At 71.7% G+C, this 15,251-nt stretch carries 13 protein-coding genes and 2 pseudogenes; 10 read left to right on the forward strand and 5 right to left on the reverse strand.

What is annotated here, in order from left to right:
- Positions 1 to 8: 8 nt before the first annotated feature.
- The gene (locus tag EDD40_RS38340; RefSeq protein WP_123748595.1) at positions 9 to 1,025 is read right to left on the reverse strand and encodes an NAD(P)/FAD-dependent oxidoreductase; all 1,017 of its coding nucleotides are present in this window, start codon (positions 1,023 to 1,025) and stop codon (positions 9 to 11) included.
- A 96-nt stretch (positions 1,026 to 1,121) separates the two neighbouring features.
- Between EDD40_RS38340 and EDD40_RS44945 the strand changes: the two are divergent.
- Both EDD40_RS44945 and EDD40_RS38355 read left to right on the forward strand, forming a co-directional pair.
- Positions 1,122 to 1,247 (forward strand): annotated as a pseudogene (locus tag EDD40_RS44945) (hypothetical protein); the annotation flags it as partial.
- Positions 1,248 to 1,348: 101 nt separating this feature from the next.
- A pseudogene (locus tag EDD40_RS38355) lies at positions 1,349 to 1,854 on the forward strand (polynucleotide kinase-phosphatase); the annotation flags it as partial.
- A 9-nt stretch (positions 1,855 to 1,863) separates the two neighbouring features.
- Here the strand turns inward: EDD40_RS38355 and EDD40_RS38360 are convergent.
- Both EDD40_RS38360 and EDD40_RS38365 read right to left on the reverse strand, forming a co-directional pair.
- A complete protein-coding gene (locus EDD40_RS38360; RefSeq protein WP_123747221.1) occupies positions 1,864 to 2,472 on the reverse strand; it encodes a hypothetical protein in 609 nt (202 codons plus the stop codon).
- Between the two features lie 59 nt (positions 2,473 to 2,531).
- Positions 2,532 to 4,775: an NHL repeat-containing protein gene (locus EDD40_RS38365; protein ID WP_211348340.1), complete on the reverse strand. Its 2,244-nt coding sequence runs from the start codon at positions 4,773 to 4,775 to the stop codon at positions 2,532 to 2,534.
- Positions 4,776 to 5,214: 439 nt separating this feature from the next.
- On the opposite strand from EDD40_RS38365, the gene EDD40_RS38370 reads away from it, so the two are divergent.
- From EDD40_RS38370 to EDD40_RS38390, 5 genes are read left to right on the forward strand one after another with little or no spacing between them, the layout of a single operon-like run.
- Positions 5,215 to 6,345: an ABC transporter substrate-binding protein gene (locus EDD40_RS38370; RefSeq protein WP_123747222.1), complete on the forward strand. Its 1,131-nt coding sequence runs from the start codon at positions 5,215 to 5,217 to the stop codon at positions 6,343 to 6,345.
- 3 nt (positions 6,346 to 6,348) lie between these two features.
- Positions 6,349 to 7,278: an ABC transporter permease gene (locus EDD40_RS38375; RefSeq protein ID WP_123747223.1), complete on the forward strand. Its 930-nt coding sequence runs from the start codon at positions 6,349 to 6,351 to the stop codon at positions 7,276 to 7,278.
- Complete coding sequence (locus EDD40_RS38380; RefSeq protein WP_246038201.1) at positions 7,266 to 8,060, forward strand: ABC transporter permease; 795 nt, start codon at positions 7,266 to 7,268, stop codon at positions 8,058 to 8,060. Before EDD40_RS38375 ends, EDD40_RS38380 begins: the two co-directional genes overlap by 13 nt.
- A 2-nt stretch (positions 8,061 to 8,062) precedes the next feature.
- The gene (locus tag EDD40_RS38385; protein ID WP_123747224.1) at positions 8,063 to 9,106 is read left to right on the forward strand and encodes an ABC transporter ATP-binding protein; all 1,044 of its coding nucleotides are present in this window, start codon (positions 8,063 to 8,065) and stop codon (positions 9,104 to 9,106) included.
- 7 nt (positions 9,107 to 9,113) lie between these two features.
- Positions 9,114 to 10,274, forward strand: a complete 1,161-nt coding sequence (locus EDD40_RS38390; protein ID WP_123747225.1) for a low temperature requirement protein A — start codon at positions 9,114 to 9,116, stop codon at positions 10,272 to 10,274.
- Here the strand turns inward: EDD40_RS38390 and EDD40_RS38395 are convergent.
- A complete protein-coding gene (locus EDD40_RS38395; RefSeq protein WP_123747226.1) occupies positions 10,246 to 10,860 on the reverse strand; it encodes a hypothetical protein in 615 nt (204 codons plus the stop codon). The two genes, EDD40_RS38390 and EDD40_RS38395, sit on opposite strands and share 29 nt — an antisense overlap.
- Before the next feature lie 265 nt (positions 10,861 to 11,125).
- Complete coding sequence (locus tag EDD40_RS38400) at positions 11,126 to 12,625, reverse strand: LVIVD repeat-containing protein (protein WP_123747227.1); 1,500 nt, start codon at positions 12,623 to 12,625, stop codon at positions 11,126 to 11,128.
- A gap of 151 nt (positions 12,626 to 12,776) precedes the next feature.
- Here EDD40_RS38400 and EDD40_RS38405 point away from each other — a divergent pair, with 151 nt between their 5' ends.
- The 3 genes from EDD40_RS38405 to EDD40_RS38415 all read left to right on the forward strand — a co-directional run bounded on the left by EDD40_RS38405 (position 12,777) and on the right by EDD40_RS38415 (position 15,240).
- Positions 12,777 to 13,400 carry a DUF305 domain-containing protein gene (locus tag EDD40_RS38405; RefSeq protein WP_123747228.1) on the forward strand — a complete coding sequence of 208 codons (624 nt, stop codon included), beginning with the start codon at positions 12,777 to 12,779 and terminating at the stop codon, positions 13,398 to 13,400.
- A gap of 200 nt (positions 13,401 to 13,600) precedes the next feature.
- Positions 13,601 to 14,521, forward strand: a complete 921-nt coding sequence (locus tag EDD40_RS38410; protein WP_123747229.1) for an ABC transporter ATP-binding protein — start codon at positions 13,601 to 13,603, stop codon at positions 14,519 to 14,521.
- A complete protein-coding gene (locus EDD40_RS38415; RefSeq protein ID WP_123747230.1) occupies positions 14,515 to 15,240 on the forward strand; it encodes an ABC transporter permease in 726 nt (241 codons plus the stop codon). The genes EDD40_RS38410 and EDD40_RS38415 overlap by 7 nt, the downstream gene beginning before the upstream one ends.
- Positions 15,241 to 15,251: the final 11 nt, after the last annotated feature.

Consider the following 15,251-nt stretch of genomic DNA (forward strand, 5'->3'; position numbering starts at 1 on the left):
CCGCGCCCTCACAAGCCGTGGCGGCGGTCGCCCGCGACCAGCTCGGCGACCCGGGCCTCGGCCTCGGCGGAGAACGGGTCGCGGTAGGCGTCGACGGCCACGCGGGTCTCCTCCGCGATCAGGTCGGCGTTGATCTGGGCGCCGGCGGTGGCGCCCGCCGCGGCCGCCGCGCCGACCTGGGCGCCGAGGTCGGTGACGTTGCCCGCGACCCACACCCCGGGCACGTCGGTGCGGCCCAGCGGGTCGGCCGGGAGGTGCTCGCCCATCCCGGACGGGTGCTGGACGGGCCGCAGCCCCAGCGTGGCCAGGAAACCCGCGCGGGCCACCATCCGCGACGCGACCGCCATCACCTCGCGGCCGACCGCGCGTCCGTCCGCGAGCCGCACGCCGACGATGCGGTCGCCCGCGACCTCCAGTGACGCGACCTCGCCCGCCACGACGTCGACACCCCGCGCGGCCAACTGCTCGGCCTGCTCGGCGGTCGGCGGCCGCGTGTGCGAGAAGAACGTGACGTCGGCGCTCAGCTGCCGGAACATCAACGCCTGGTGCACCGCCGTCGGCCCGGTCGCCAGCACGCCGATCGCCTGGTCCCGGACCTCCCAGCCGTGGCAGTACGGGCAGTGCACCACGTCGCGCCCCCACCGCTCGCGCAGGCCCGGCACGTCCGGCAGCTCGTCCACCAGACCCGTGGTCACGAGCAGCCGGCGGGCCCGGACCACGCGGCCGTCGGCCAGCGCCACCACGAACCCGTCGCCCTCCCGGGTCACGGCGTCGACCTCACCGGTCACCACGTGACCGCCGTAGCCCCGCACCTCCGCCCGCCCGCGTGCCACCAGCTCCGCGGGCGGCATCCCGTCCCTGGCCAGGAGCCCGTGCACGCCGTCGGCCGGCGCGTTGCGCGGCGACCCGGCGTCGATCACGACCACCGACCGCCGCGACCGCGCCAGCATCAAGGCCCCGTTCAGGCCGGCGGCCCCGCCGCCGACCACCACCACGTCATAGCTGTCACCCAGTTGACCGGTCATCTCGACCACCTCCACGACCACCATGCGTGCGGGGCGGGCAAAACGGCAAACGTTGTTGCCGATTCCGCAACAAGGGCCCGCGCCGGCCGGCCTGCGGTGAATCGGGCGCGGGCGACGGCGCGGCTCGTCCACACTGGACGTCGTGCTGCTCACGCTGACCACGACCCACCGCCCGGCCACCTGCTGCACAAGCACCCCGATCGGGCCCAGTCGTTCACCACGTCCTCGGGCACCGCGCACGTCTTCTACCCGCGCGGACGTCGCCGGCTCGCCGCTGAGACTGATCGAGGAGCAGCACGCCTCGGTCGGCGCGGCGGCCGCGGGCGCGCACCGGGCGCAGGCAGGCGAACGCGACCGGCTACCGCGACGCCTACCGGCGGTACGCGCGGCCGACCGACGGCCTGGCCGGCGTCACGATCGCGCCGTTCCGGCTGCTCGCCGCGCGGCAGGACGTTCCACGACCGCGACCACCGGTGGCACCTGGACGTGCTCGGCCGGTTGGCGGGCGACCTCCTCACCCCGACCCGGCACCTGGTCGTCGACACGGCGGACGACGAGCAGGTCGCCGCCGGCATCCGCCGGCGGGAGGAGCTGACCGCCGCCGGGTGGCGAGGGGATGGTCGTCACGCCGCCGGCGAACCTGGCGCGCCTGCGCGAGCGGGGCCTCGGCGCGAAGCGGTCGCCGGCGGTCCGCGAGTACGCGCTCGGCCTGGAGGCGCTGGAGCGCGTCGCCCGGGACGAGCCGCTGTGGCGCGTGCACGAGTGCGTGTTCGCGGTGCTCGCCCTGGAGTCGGAGCCGGTCGACCCCGGCTCTGACGCCCGGCTCTGACGCCCGGCGTCACGTGCGGCTGGGCACCCGGCCGGGCCGTCGAACGGCGCGGACGATCGGGTAGCCGGCCGCGACCAGCGCGGACACCGCCGGGAGCGGCGTGCCGAGCAGGTTCTGGCCGAGGGCGTAGTCCAACGCCGGCACGGCGAGGCACGCCGCGAACCCCCACGGCGGCGCGGTGGCCGGCTTCCGGGGCGCCGCCCACGGCGTCCGCTTGAACGGCTTGGCCACCGACAACCACACCTGGCACGCGAGCGCCGACGCCATCAGCAGCGAGCCGACGCGCATGAGCAGCGGCGAGCCGTCCTGGTGCAGGTTCGGGCTGAGCACGAAGATGCCCACGTAGAGCTGGCTGAACGTGATCGCGAACTTCGCGAGCACCCACCAGTGCCGGAAGTAGCCCCACGGGGTGAGGCCGGACAGCATCAGCCCGCTGAACGCCGACGTGGTGGCCATGAACTGGAGCACCTGCACGTCGAGCAGCGTCGCCACCTCGAACACGGCCCGCCCGCCGGGCGTGCTCAACGAGTGGTCCACCACCACGAACAGCACCAGCGCCATGACCATCCAGCCCGTGGACGACACCACGTGCAACCAGACCAGCGACTTCCGACCCATGAGGGACCCTCCACTAGTAGCCGTACTACATATAGCACGGCTACTAGTGGAGTGACGGGTCAGACCCGGCAGGGGCTGCCGCCGGGCTCGGTCGGCTCGACGTTCGCCTTCGCCTCACCGAGCACGACGTCGGTCAGCGGGGTGTCCAGGGCGAACGCCCGCTGCACCACGCTGGTCGGCGTCGTGGTGGTGCTGTTGAGCTGCAACGAGCCGATGACCAGCGGGATGGTCAGCGGCGCGCTGCCCACGGCCACCTGCACGCCGTTGATCCGCAGGCTCGCGATCTGCGACGAGCCTGCGAACACCGGGTCGAGGTTCGCGTCGCACGTCACCGACGCGGTCGCCCGGATGACGCCCACCTCGATGGTCACCAGCAGGGTGCTGATCCGCGTGTGGTCGATCCGGGCGTTGGACACCGCGCCGTCACCGGGGGCCGGCGGCAGGGCGAGCAGGTCGTCCGGTGTCTGCTCGGTGCTCGCGGTCAACGCGTTGGCCCGCACGGTGAGGATGCCCGCCGACAGGTTCACGTCGGCCACGTTCTCGGCGTCGTCCACGCACGGCACGTCCGGCGGGTTGGCGCGCGCCACCACGATCCCGGCCAGGTTCAGCGCGGTCGCCTGGCAGGAGAACACGCCGGTCCGCTCGGAGGACTTGATCCGCAGGTCCGACAGCACCGGGGTGTCGCCGGACGGGCTCGCGGTCAACGTCGCCCGCACCTCGACGTACCGGCCGACCCGGGCGAACTCCACCCCGTTGGCCACCGGCGTGAACGTCTCGCCGGCCAGGCCCGCCTCGGTGTCGGACGTGCGCGCCTCGACCGTGATCGAGGTGCCGGCCGGGACGCTGCCCTGCGCCTCGGTGTTCCAGGTGACCGTGCCCCAGGTCTGCCCCGCGACACCGCCGTCCTGCACCACCGACCACGTGCCGACCGGCGCGGTGATCTCGCCGAGCACCGACCCGGTCATGTCGCTGTAGTTGTACGGCCCGGCGCCCGCGCCGAGGTCGACGGTCAGGTCGACCGCGCCGACGGTGAAGCCGCCGCCGCCCACCGGACCGGCGTCCGGGTCGATGCGCTGGGCGTTGTCGGAGTTGATGTTGGTGACCCACACCTTGCCGTTGGTGTCGACCGCGACGCCGGTCGGCCCGTTGCCGCCGGGCAGGGTCACGTTGCCGACGAACGTGCCGTCGGTGCGCAGGTGCCCGACCGTGTTCGTGCCGTTGTCGAGCGCGTGGGCGACCCAGACGTTGCCGTCCACGTCGACCGCGACGCCCTGGGCGCGCGGGTGGCCGTGCGGGAAGGTGCCGAGGACGTTGCCCGCCGCGTCCATCTTGACCGTGCTGCCCGAGCTGACCTGGGTGTGCCAGATCTCGCCCGTGCGCGGGTCCATGCCGAGGCCGTAGTCGCCGTGCGAGGTGTCCAGGCAGGCGCCCGAGCCGCTGCCCGGCTCGTAGCGCAGCAGGTTGGCGCCGTACCGGGCCGACCACAGCGTGCCCGCCTGGTCCACCAGGCCGCCGTACCCGCCGCAGCCGAAGCTGACCGGCGCGGTCAGCGGCGTGCCGTCCACCCCGGAGATCTTCTGGTGCTGCGTGTTGGAGCCGCCGGTCCAGAGGTTGTTGTCGGCGTCCACGGCCACCGTGCGGGTGTTCGTGCCCGCGACCCGGCTGTAGGTGATCAGGCACTCGTCGGCCGCGGTGGTGACGCCGCCTTCGGAGTCGGCGCCGCCCGCGTTGGTCCACGGTCGGATGTCGCCGAGGCCCCGAGACGTGGCGTACAGGCCGTCGAGGTCGCGGTCGACGCAGGTGTTGTAGCCGAACGGCCCCTTCAGGTAGCCGCCGGCGGGGTCGGGGGCGCCGGCCGCGTCCGTCCGGGTGCCGCCCCGGATCACGCCGACGCGGGTGACCGACCCGCGGCCGCCGCTCGCCTCGTTGCGGTTGGACAACCACGTGTTGCCGAGCTTGTCGACGGTGGTGCGGGACGGGTTGCGCCCCTGCCCGTCCGGCGCGGACAGCCACTCGCCGACGATCTCCCCGGTGTTGACGTCGATGCGGACCATCGTGCCCCGCGCGGAGGCGGCGACGTTGACGTAGGGGAAGAACACGCTCTGGCGGTTGAGCTGGAGCTGGTCGTTGCCCGGGGCGTCGTGGTTCACGTCCTGGAGCACGCCCCGGTCGAAGTCCGCGTCCAAGGTGTAGAGCACGTCCTCGCCGGGGACGGGCGCGGCGGACGCCGACGGCGTGCCGACGAGGGGGAGGAGCAGCGCGCCGACGGCGGCCGACACCAGGGATCTTCGTGGGTGACGCATGGAACTGCCCTTCTTCGGTGTGCGCGGATATTTCGGGCATTTCCGTCACGTGACAACCGGGTGTCGAAGGGCGGCCGGCCGGCGTTACCCGGCCCCGGAATGTGAGTAGACAATTGAGCAAAAATCGGGCTACGCATTCACGCACTTCCGAGTGAGAATCGTCCGGATGGTCCAGCGGAACGATTCGCAGGGTGACCGCGGACGGCGTCGCCTCCGTCGAACGGGCTAGCTCAGCGGCTGATCCGGGCTGATCCGGGCCGGGTCGCCGTTAACCCTTCGGACACCCCCGGACCACCCGGAATTCGCCCACCCGGTCGAACCGGTCTCAGTCCGCCCGGGTGGCTTGACAAGTGCGCGCGACGTCCCGAATCCTCCGCTGGGCTGAACGTTGTGATCGTCCGCGAAATACCCCCTTTTTCCACCGAGGAAGGTTCGACCCGTGAACCACACCCGAGTCCTGCGGTCGGTAGGCGTCGGCGTCACCGCGCTGGCTCTCGTCGCGGCCTGCGGCACGCCGCCGGCCAAGGACGGCGCCGCGAGCGACCCGCCCGCGGCCACCGCGAAGTCCGCCGCCGAGTTCGGCGGGCTGGACGAACTCGTCGCGGCCGCGAAGGAGGAAGGCAAGCTCAACGTCATCGCGCTGCCGCCGGACTGGGCCAACTACGGCGAGATGATCGAGGCGTTCGAGGCGGAGTACGGCATCGAGGTCGACTCCGCGCAGCCCGACGCGTCCAGCCAGGACGAGATCAACGCCGCCAAGCAGCTCAAGGGCGGCGACCGCGCGCCGGACGTGTTCGACCTCGGCCTGAACGTGGCGATCGCCAACAAGGACCTGTTCACGCCCTACCAGGTGCAGACCTGGGCCGACATCGCCGACGAGCTGAAGGAGCCGTCCGGGCTCTACTACGGCGACTACGGCGGCTTCATGTCCATCGGCTACGACGCCGCCAAGGCGCCCGCGCCGACCTCGGTCAAGGACCTCCTCAAGCCCGAGTACCAGGGCAAGGTCGCCCTCAACGGCGACCCGACCCAGGCCGGCGCCGCGTTCTCCGGCGTGCTGATGGCCGCCCTGGGCAACGGCGGCTCGGCCGAGGACATCGCGCCCGGCGTGGAGTTCTTCAAGCAGCTCAAGGCCGCGGGCAACTTCCTGCCGGTCGACCCGTCGCCCGCGACCGTCGAGTCCGGCCAGACACCCGTCGTGATCGACTGGGACTACACCAACGCCGCGCAGACCGCGAAGCTCGCGGGCAAGGTCGACTGGCAGGTCGTCGTCCCGGTCGAGGCGCAGGTCGGCGGCTACTACAACCAGGCGATCAACAAGGACGCGCCGCACCCGGCCGCCGCGCGCCTGTGGCAGGAGTTCCTGTACTCCGACAAGGGCCAGAACATCTTCCTCAAGGGCCTGTCGCGGCCCGTGCGGATGGACGCGATGACCAAGTCCGGCGCGGTCGACGCGGACGCGGCGGCGAAGCTGCCCAAGACGTCCGGCGAGCAGGTGTTCCCGACCCAGGAGCAGTCGGACAAGGCCAAGCAGGTGCTGTCCTCGACGTGGGCGCAGGCGGTGGGCTGACCGGTGGTCGCACCCGCACCCGTCACGACCGCGGTCGGGGGAGGCGCCAAGGCGTCCCCACGCCACGACAACCGCGGGCCGTCCTCGAAGTCCTTCCTCGCCTGGTTGGTCGTGGTGCCGTTCCTGGCCTACGTCGGCACGTTCCTGGTGTACCCGACCGCGCTGGTGCTGGCCGGGTCGTTCCAGGACTCGGACGGCGGGTTCACCCTGGCGAACCTGGCCGACCTGACCCGAGGCGCGTACCTGCGGGCGTTCCTGCGCAGCGTGGAGCTGTCCGCGATCACCGCCCTGCTCGGCGCGGTGTTCGGCGCGCTGCTGTCGTGGGCCGTGGCGGTCGGCGACCGGGAAGGGCTGCCGCGTCGCGCGGTGGTGGCCGGCGCGGGTGTGCTCGCCCAGTTCGGCGGCGTGCCGCTGGCGTTCGCGTTCCTCGCCACGATCGGGTTCCAGGGCTTCGTCACGCAGTTCCTGCGCGACTCGTTCGGCATCGACCTGTTCGCCACCGGCGCGTGGCTGTTCGAGCTGCCTGGCCTGACGCTGGTCTACACGTTCTTCCAGATCCCGTTGATGGTCATCGTGTTCCTGCCCGCGCTCGACGGCCTGCGCCCGCAGTGGCGTGAGGCGATGGACAGCCTCGGCGGCTCGTCGTGGACCTACTGGCGGCACGTCGGCGGCCCGGTCCTGATGCCCGCGTTCCTCGGCGCCTTGCTGCTGCTGTTCGCCAACGCGTTCTCCGCGTACGCCACGGCGGCGGCGCTCGTGTCGCAGGGCAGCCCGATCGTGCCGTTGCAGATCCGGGGCTTCCTGACCGGCGAGGTGCTGCTGGGGCGGGAGAACCTCGGCAAGGCGCTCGGCCTGGGCATGGTCGTGGTGGTCGGCGTGGCGATGGGCCTGTACGCGGTGGTGCAGCGGAGGTTCGCCCGGTGGCAGCGGTGACCAGGCCGACCGGGCGTGCGGTCGCGCGGTTCGTGATCCTGCTCGTGCTCGGGGCCTTCTTCCTGCTGCCGCTGGTCGCGATGGCGGAGTTCTCCACCCGGGGCGCGGGCGGCACGCGCAGCCTCGCGTCGTGGGCGGCGATCGTGGACGACCCGGACCTGGTCGAGGCGATCCTGGTGTCGGTCCAGCTCGCGGTGACCAGTTCGCTGGTCGTGCTGGCGCTGCTGGTGCCGACGATGACGTGGATCAGGCTGCGGCTGCCCGCGCTGCGCCGGCTGGTGGAGTTCCTGTGCCTGCTGCCGGTGGCGATCCCGGCGATCGTGCTGGTGGTGGGCATGGCGCCGCTGTACGCGTGGGTGAACTACTTCCTCGGCGACTCGCCGTTGACGCTGACGTTCGCCTACGCGGTGCTGGTGCTGCCGTTCGCCTACCGGGCGATCGACGCGGGCCTGTCCGCGATCGACCTGACGACCCTGGCGGAAGCGGCCCGCGGCCTCGGCGCGTCCTGGGGCGCGGTGCTGCTGCGGGTCGTGGTGCCCAACATCCGCACCGCCCTGCTCGGCGCGTCGCTGCTGTCGGTGGCGCTGGTGCTCGGCGAGTTCACCATCGCGTCGCTGCTGAACTTCGACACCTTGCAGGTGCGGGTCAACCTGCTCGGCAAGCGCGACGCGGGCGTGTCGATCGCGGTGTCGCTGCTGAGCCTGCTGATCGCGTTCGCGCTGCTGTTCCTGCTCTCGTTCGTCGGCAGGCGACGGCGGGACACCGCCGTGGAGGAAGGCTGATCATGGGTTACCTGCGACTGGACGGGCTGCGCAAGTCGTTCGGCGGCCAGAGCGCGCTCGACGGGCTCGACCTGGAACTCGCCGAGGGCGAACTGGTGAGCCTGCTCGGGCCGAGCGGCTGCGGCAAGACGACCGCGCTGCGCATCGTCGCCGGGTTCGAGACGGCCGACTCGGGCGCCGTCCTGGTGGACGGGCGCGACATCACCCGCGTGCCCGCGAACAAGCGCGACATGGGCATGGTGTTCCAGGCCTACAGCCTGTTCCCGAACATGACCGTGACGCAGAACGTGGCGTTCGGCCCGCGGCTGCGCAAGGCGCCGGACCGGGCGGGCCGGGTCGCCGAGCTGCTGGAGCTGGTCGGGCTCGCCCACCTGGGCAAGCGGTACCCGCACCAGCTCTCCGGCGGCCAGCAGCAACGCGTGGCGCTGGCCCGCGCGCTGGCGATCCAGCCGCGGGTGCTGCTGCTGGACGAGCCGCTGTCCGCGCTGGACGCCAAGGTGCGGGTGAACCTGCGGGACGAGATCCGGCGCATCCAGACCGAGCTGGGCATGACCACGTTGTTCGTCACGCACGACCAGGAGGAGGCGCTGGCCGTCTCCGACCGGGTCGGCGTGATGTCCCAGGGCAGGCTGGAGCAGCTCGACACGCCGGCGGTCGTGTACCGGGAGCCCGCGTCGGCGTTCGTGGCGCGGTTCGTCGGCGTGACGAACGCGGTGCGCGGCACCGCCGAGGCCGGTGGCGTGCGGGTGGGCGCCCACCGGCTGGACACCGCCGCGGCCGACGGGCTGACCGGCGAGGTCGAGGTCATCGTGCGGCCGGAGGACATCGGCATCGCGCCGCACCCCGGCCAGGCCGACGGCGCGCTGACCGGCGCCGTGCTCGCGCAGAGCTTCCTCGGGCCGGTGACCAGGCTGTCCGTGCGGCTCGACGGCGACGACCAGGTGGTGCGGGTCGACCAGCCGTCCGGCCGCGCGGCCGACTTCCCGCCCGGCACGGCGGTCGCGCTGGACCTCGGGGGCGGCAGGCTCATGGTGGTCGGGGCATGATGCCACCATGACGACGTTGTACCGGCGGATGACGGCCCGGCGGTCCGATGAGGACCACCGGGCGGCCACACCGCTGGAGCTGCTGTTCGACCTGAGCTTCGTGGTGGCGGTCGCGTCGGCGGCGGCGAAGCTGCACCACGCGCTGGCGGAGGACCACATCGGCTCGGGGGTGCTCGGCTACCTGCTGGTGTTCTTCGCGATCTGGTGGGGCTGGCTGAACTTCACCTGGTTCGCGTCCGCCTACGACACCGACGACGTGCCGTACCGCCTCACCACCCTGGTGCAGGTCGGCGGCGTGCTGGTGCTGGCGGCGGGCGTGCCCCGGGCGTTCGACCACTCGGACTACACGGTGATCACGATCGGGTACGTGGTCATGCGGCTGGCGATGGTGGCGCAGTGGCTGCGCGCGGCGAGCGCCGACGCCGAGCGCAGGGCGTGCGCCCGGCGGTACGCCGTCGGCATCACGGTGGTGCAGGTCGGCTGGGTCGCACGGCTGCTGCTGCCCGACGAGCTGTTCGTGGCCGGCTTCCTGGTGATGGTGGTGGCCGAGCTCGCGGTGCCGGTCTGGGCCGAGCGCGCCGGCCGGACGACGTGGCACCCGCACCACGTCGTGGAGCGCTACGGGCTGTTCACGCTGATCGTGCTGGGTGAGTCGATCCTCGCCGCGACCGGCGCGATCGGCGCGGCCCTGGACGCCGGTCACGCGAGCTTCGCGCTGATCTCGCTCGCGGTGGCGGGCCTGGTGATCGTGTTCGCGATGTGGTGGCTCTACTTCGACTACCCCGCGCACCACCTGCTCGAGACCTCCGCGCGGGCGTTCGCCTGGGGTTACGGCCACTACCTGGTGTTCGCCTCGGCGGCGGCGGTCGGGGCGGGGCTCGAGGTCGCGGTCGACCACGACCTGCACGTCGCGCACCTGCCGGCGCTCGGCGCGGGGCTGGCCACCACGGTGCCGGTGGCGGTGTTCCTGGTCGTCGTGTGGCTGCTCCAGGTGCGCCCGGCCCGACGCGGAGCGGAGCTCTGGGCGTTCCCGACCGCCGCCGTGCTCGTGCTCGCCGTGACGTTCACGCCCGCGCCGGTCCACGCCGTCGCGATCGTGCTCGTCGCGCTCGTGGCGCTGGTGGTCTCCGGTCGGCGCGCTACGGCCGGCGCAATTTCGTCAACCTGATCCGCTCGTCGTCGGAAAGCGCCGAATCGGTCAGAACGCGCACCCCGTGCGGGCCGATCGGCCGGCCGTCCACGGAAGTCACCCAAGTGGTCGGCACATCGGTGAACAAGGTGACTTCCGGCCGGTCGGCGAAATGGCCGTAGCCCAACACCGTCGACCGGCTCGCGCTCGGGCCGTTCAGCACCACGTAGTCCTGGTCGGCCGCGGTCAGGTCGGTCGCCCACGGCACCTCGTCGCCGAGCGCCCACCCGCCCACGCCGCCGTAGCGCAGCAGGAACGTGCGGGCGTGGTGGATGGTGACCACGTAGTGGTGGTCGCAGTCCGGGTCGACGGGCACGGGCGTCCGGCCGAAGGTCAGGCCGTAGGACACGCCCGCCGTGCGCAGGGTGCGGGAGAACGCCGCCAGGTCGCCGCCGCCGGTGCTGATCGCCCGGGACAGCGCCGACCACGCGCCGGTGGCCGTCTGGTTCGGCAGGCGGGCGCCCGGCCACGGGTCGCGAATGGTCATGCCACCCCAGATGAGGCGCACCGCGGGGGCCGGCCAGACATTGTCGCGCTCACCCCGGTAGAGGGTCATGTCCGGCATGGGAATACTCCTCGCGAGGAATTCGTGAAGAGGAATCGGTTTCGATCCTACGCGGGGTGCGGGTGACCGCGGGCGAATTCACCGGCAAGGAGTACCGGGCCTTGGGAATGCGGTGTTAAAAGGGGAATATGCAGGGTGCGCGTCCGCCGGGCGGGCGAAGTGGCGCGCCACCGGGTGGGCGAGGCGACCGCCGTCGGATGAGCGAAGGGCCCGCCGCTGGTGCGCGGCGGGCCCTCCTGGTGTCACGACGGTCAGACCGTCCGGACTAGCGCGGGAACAGGTCCCGGTACGAGCCCTGCGTCTGCACGTTCAACTCGCCGACGCGGACGAGCTTGCCGGTCGCCGTCCGCGGGTCGCGGATGTCGAGGACGTCGAAGCCCTTGGCCATGTCGGACGAGAAGATGTAGCCGTTGTAGTAGTACGCCGACCACGAGCCGCCGCCCGCGCCGTCGGGCAGCGGGCCGCGCTCGAACCAGCCGATCTCCTTCGGGTTGCGGGAGTCGGTGAAGTCCCAGATCGAGATGCCGCCCTGGTACCACGCCTGCACCATGATGTCGCGGCCCTGGACGGGGATCAGCGAGCCGTTGTGCGCCACGCAGTTCTCCGTGTCGCCCTGGGTCCGGGAGATCTTGTAGTACGAGCGGAACTCCAGCTTGCGGTTGTCACCACGACCGGTGATGTCGTAGATGCCGTCCGCGCCGCGGGTCGGGCCGATCTTCTCGTTGCAGGTCGGCGCGCCGCCGCCGCCGAGCTCGTCGGTGAAGACGACCTTGGTGCCGGCGTTGTTGAAGGTGGCCGAGTGCCAGAACGCGAAGTTCACGTTGTCCTGGACGCGGCTGATCTCGCGGGGCTTCTCCCGGTCGGAGATGTCCCACAGCACGCCGTCACCCATGCAGGCGCCGGCCGCGAGGTCCTTCGACGGGTACACGGTGATGTCGTGGCAGCCGGAGGTGGCGCGGACGTAGCCCTCCTCGACCGTGCCGTCACGGCCGGGGTTGCCGCCGTCCGGGAACAGCACCGTCTCCGACAGCACGGAGGCCGACGCCGGGTCCTTCAGCGGCACCTTGACGATGCTGATCAGGTCGTGCGGCGTCTTGCAGTCGGGGAAGGTGTCGTTGGGACCGTACGACGAGACGTACAGGTAGGCGTTCTTGCCCTTCTTGTCCGGCACCATCGTGTGCGTGTGCGAACCGCACTTGGTCTCGACCGCGGCGACGTACTTCGGGTTCTTCTTGTCGCTGATGTCGAAGATCTTGATGCCCTCCCACGCGTCCTTGTTGGTCGCGGAGAGCGGCGTGCTGGCGCAGGAGTTGTCGCTGCGCGACGAGTCGGTGGACAGGAAGAGCAGGTTGTCCTTGACCGAGATGTCGTTCTGCGAACCCGGGCACCACACCGTGCTCACGATGGCCGGCTTGCGCGGGTTGCGCACGTCGTAGACGACGAAGCCGTCGTAGTTGCCGTCGAAGGCGTAGCCGTTCTGGAACGCCAGGTCGGACCACGTGGACGAGGCGGTGAACGGCGCCGGCTTCGGCAGGTTCGCCAGGTGCTTGACGTTGCGGCTGTTGCGGATCTCGTCGACGCCCGGGATGCCGGCGGCCGGCTGCTCCTGGCTCGACAGCTGGGTCTCGGACAGCCCGGCCAGGTCGGCGTCGTCCGGCGCGGCGGTCGCCTGCGGCGCCCAGGCCACGACCGACAGGCTCAGCGCGAACGCCCCCAAGACCGCCGCCGGCGTTCTGCGCCGCCGGGTCACATCGCGTGCTTCCACTTCAGGTTCCCCTTCCAACCCACTGCAGGGCCCGCAGTATCACCCGTTCGCTTGGCTAAGTACCAGACCCGATCGTCGGAAATTTTCTGGCTTCCGGCTGGTGGAACGGCCGGGTACGTTGACGCCGACCGGAGGTCTAGGGGGTAGCGGGATGCGGATCTTGTTCGTCGCGGTGCTGGTGGCCGTCCTCGCGGGGTGTACGTCCCAGGCGGACGACCAGCCTCCGATCATCGCGCCGCAAGGTCCCGGTGAGCAAGCGCAGACACTGGCTCCGGAGGATTTCGGCACCGATCGGTGGGTCGCGCCGAGCGAGGCGGACCTCCGGTACGTGGCCTCGATGATCGTGCACCACCAGCAGGCGCTGGAGATGACCGCGCTGGCGCCGGAACGCGCGCAGAACGAGACCGTGCGCGGCCTGGCGTCGCGGATCCACGACACGCAGGGCCCGGAGATCGCCGCGATGGAGCAGTGGCAGCGGCAGTACGCCGAGGACGCGCCCGCGCACGGCCACGGCGCCACCCTGCCGGAGGTCGACCACCGCTCGATGCCCGGCATGGCCACCGACGAGCAGCTGGCCGCGCTGGCGGCGGCCCGCGGCGCGGACTTCGACCGGCTCTTCCTCCAGCTGATGATCGCCCACCACGAGGGCGCCGTGCGGATGGCGATCGAGGTGCTGTCCTCGGGCACCGACGTGCGGGTCGAGGAGATGGCCAACGACGTCTCCGTGTCCCAGACCGACGAGATCGACCGGATGAGGGCGATCACCATCCCCTGACCGCGCGTGTCCTGCGTTCCGAACGCGCGTGTCCTACGTTCCGAACGTGCGTGTCCTACGTCCACGACCCCCGAGTTGAACGCCCGGGTGCACCCTGAGGGCGGATCGGGGTGGTCTACGGGAAGATCAACCGATCGGTTGATGCGAGGTGTGGCCCGCCGTGTGATCCGCTCGGCCGCCCCGCCGACGACGCTTGTGGCATGGCAATCATCGAGGTGGTCGACCTCGTCAAGACCTACGACCGGAAGGTCGCGGTGGACGGTGTCTCGTTCACCGTCGACGAGGGGGAGATCTTCGGGATCCTCGGCCCGAACGGGGCGGGGAAGACCACGACCGTGGAGTGCGTGGAGGGCTTGCGCACCCCGGACGGCGGCACGATCCGCGTCGACGGCCTGGACCCGCGACGCGACCGGGCGGAGCTGCGCACCCGGCTCGGCGCGCAGCTGCAGCAGAGCGAGCTGCCCGACCGCATCCGGGTCGGCGAGGCGCTGGACCTGTACGCGTCCTTCTACCGCGACCCGGCCGACTGGCGGGAGCTGCTGGCACGCCTCGGCCTGGCCGATCGCGCCAAGACCGAGTACCGCAAGCTCTCCGGCGGTCAGAAGCAGCGCGTCTCCATCGCGTTGGCGCTGATCGGCAAGCCGAAGGTCGCGGTGCTGGACGAGCTCACCACGGGCCTCGACCCGCAGGCCCGCCGCGACACGTGGAGCCTGGTCGAGCAGATCCGCGACGCCGGCGTCACGGTCGTGCTGGTCACCCACTTCATGGAGGAGGCCGAGCGGCTGTGCGACCGGATCGCGGTGATCGACGCGGGCAAGCTGGTCGCGGTCGACACCCCCGCCGGCCTCGTGTCCCGGGTGGACGGTGAGCAGCGGGTCCGGTTCCGGCCGACCGCGCCGCTGGACGTTCGGCTGCTCGAAGAGCTGCCCGAGGTCTCCGGCGTCGAGAAGCACGGCCCGCAGCTCGTCGTGACCGGCACCGGCAACCTGCTGCACGCCGTCACGTCCGTCCTCGCCCGCAACCAGATCGTCGCCGCCGACCTGCGCATCGAGCAGGCCGGCCTGGACGACGCCTTCATCCGCCTCACCGGCCGCGCGCTCACGGAGCAGCAGACATGCTGAAGATCGTCAACACCGAGTGGAAGCTGTTCCTGCGCGAACCGAGCATGGTCGTGTTCGCCGTCCTCTTCCCGACCATCCTGCTGCTGGTGCTCGGCGCGATCCCCGCGCTGCGCACCCCCGACCCGAACTTCGGCGACCAGCGGTTCATCGACGCCTTCATGTCGTCGCTGGTCGTGACCACGCTGGCGTTCCTCGGCCTGAACAAGCTGCCCGCCACGGTCGCCACCTACCGCGAGAAGGGGGTGCTGCGCCGCTTCTCCACCACCCCGGTCCACCCGGCGCGCCTGCTGGTGGCGCAGGTGCTCGTCAACCTGATCGCGGGCGTGATCTCGGTGGCGCTGCTCGCGGTCGTGTCCCGGACGGTGTTCGGCATCGACCTGCCGCACCACCCGTTCTGGTTCCTGGTGACGTTCCTGCTCGGGATGTCGTCACTGTCCGCGATCGGCCTGCTGGTCGCGGCCTGGGCGCCGAACGCGAGGTCCGCCGGCGGGTGGGCGACCGTGGTGTTCATGCTGGTCATGTTCTTCGGCGGCGTGTACCTGCCGAGGTTCCTGCTGCCGGACTTCCTCAACGCCGTCGGCGCCTACCTGCCGCCGGGCGTCGAGGCGTTGCAGCAGTCGTGGCTGGGCGTCGCGCCGGACCCGGCGCACCTCGGCGTGCTGGCCCTGGTCACGGTGGCGGCGGGTACCGTCGCGGCGAAGTCGTTCCGCTGGGAGTAGGGGTGCGCGCG

Origin of the sequence: Saccharothrix texasensis, from assembly GCF_003752005.1 — a bacterium.
GTDB lineage: Bacteria > Actinomycetota > Actinomycetes > Mycobacteriales > Pseudonocardiaceae > Actinosynnema > Actinosynnema texasense.